At 57.3% G+C, this 1,826-nt stretch carries 3 protein-coding genes; all 3 read left to right on the forward strand.

Annotated elements, in window-relative coordinates; genetic code table 11:
- Positions 1-554, forward strand: a 554-nt coding sequence (locus tag CW742_RS11700) for an anaerobic ribonucleoside-triphosphate reductase activating protein (RefSeq protein WP_292420587.1), incomplete at its 5' end; no start/stop codon positions are given.
- The gene (locus CW742_RS11705) at positions 508-1,056 is read left to right on the forward strand and encodes a dephospho-CoA kinase (RefSeq protein ID WP_292420590.1); all 549 of its coding nucleotides are present in this window, start codon (positions 508-510) and stop codon (positions 1,054-1,056) included. The genes CW742_RS11700 and CW742_RS11705, both read left to right, overlap by 47 nt.
- The coding region (locus tag CW742_RS11710; protein WP_292420592.1) for a sugar phosphate isomerase/epimerase at positions 1,053-1,826 on the forward strand (774 nt) is incomplete at its 3' end. The genes CW742_RS11705 and CW742_RS11710, both read left to right, overlap by 4 nt.

Raw genomic sequence — 1,826 nt, forward strand, 5'->3', positions numbered from 1 at the left:
GGGACCTGAAAGTCGGCCTCCAGACAAACGGCCTCTTCCCCGGAACACTGGAGAGCCTCATCCAGGAAAACCTCCTGGACCGCGTTGCTATCGACTACAAGACGAGGTGGGAGGGATTCTCCGGGCTGCAGGGCGGATACAGCTCCATGCCTGCCGAGAATTACGAATCCTGCCTTAAAAAGTCCATCAACTTCTGCAAACAGGCCGCACGCGATAATGTTCTCTTTTATTTCGAGGTCGTCATCACCGCATTCTATGAGAATGCCGATTACATAAAAAAGATCTCGGCAGAAATTGGTACAACCCCTCTCGTGCTGCAGCAGGGTGAGCACAAGATCATCCGGATGCAAAAGACCGCACCGGAAATGACCAATGGGGAATATATCTGTAAACGTCGAACACTACAGGAGAACCATCCGCCCCTGACGCTCGCAGAACTCAAGGCAATCGCCGATGAACTGGGGCGGACAGTGCGGATACGGACACGGGAGATCGGGGAGATATCGTATGAAAGTGATTGGCGTCGTAGGAATGCCGGCAAGCGGAAAAGGTGAATTCTCCCGGATAGCGCAGGAAGCGGGCATTCCGGTCATTGTCATGGGTGACATGATACGGAAGGCTGTCCGCGAGGCGGGGCTCGAACCGAATGATACCAACTTCGGGGCAACAGCGAACCGGCTCCGGGCCGAGCGTGGGATGGACGCCATTGCCCAGCTCTGCGTCCCGGAGATCCACCGGCTCAATGCACCCCTCGCCCTGGTAGACGGCATTCGGGGGGACACCGAAGTTGCCCTCTTCCGGAAAAACTTTGACGGGTTTACCCTGATCAGCATTGATTCGCCTTTTGAGAAGCGCCTCGAACGGATCGCTGCCCGGGCCCGCTCCGATGATTTCACAACGGCGGATGCGCTCAAAAACCGCGATCAGCGGGAGCTGGGGTGGGGTCTTGGAAAAGCCCTGGAACAGGCCGATATCCGGATCGGGAATGAGGGAACCCTGGAGGAGTTCGAACGGGACGTGAAACACCTTCTCGAAGAACTGCGGGGTGACCCGTGAACGCAAAACTCTCCTTCTCTTCATCAGCAAAGGTCTGGGAAGACATTACATGGGTCTATGGCATCGAAGAGGCGGGTTTCGACGGCTGGGAGATTGTCAGTGATGGCAACTACCGGCTGGAGAACCCGGACTGCTTCCGGTCTGTCAGCGATGCCCTGTCCACAACCCGGCTCCTCGCATCCGTCCATGCCCCGTATGGCGATCTGAACCTCGCCACCCTCAACGATCCAATCTGGCGGGAGTCGGTCCGGCAGATCAAAACCTGTATTGAGCACGCCGCCCCGCTGACCGATCGCGTCACCGTCCATCCCGGATACATCTCCCCCGTGGGCAAGATGATGCCGGAGAAGGTATGGGCGCTCCAGAAGGAAGCGCTCCGCGAGATCGGAAAATGCGCCAGCGAGCATGGGGTGCTTGCCTGCCTTGAGAACATGATCAGTTACAAGGAGTTCCTCTGTCGGTTCCCCGAGGAACTGATTGGCATGACCGAAGGGATCGAGGGAATCGGCATGACCTTTGACTTCGGGCACGCAAACACCGTGGGAAAGGTCGGCGAGTTCCTCCGGTACGTGGACCGGGCTGACCATATCCACATCCATGACAACCATGGCGTTACCGATGAACACCTTGCCCTTGGCGACGGGACGATTGACTGGAAGAGTACCGGCCGGGCAATCGCTTCCGGATACAAGGGAAAACGGATCGTGATCGAAGGACGTTCGATCGAGGAGGCCAAAAAGAGCCTAGCTGTCTTCCGGAGGGAGTTTGTG

Source organism: Methanoregula sp. (assembly GCF_002835825.1).
Classification (GTDB): domain Archaea; phylum Halobacteriota; class Methanomicrobia; order Methanomicrobiales; family Methanospirillaceae; genus Methanoregula.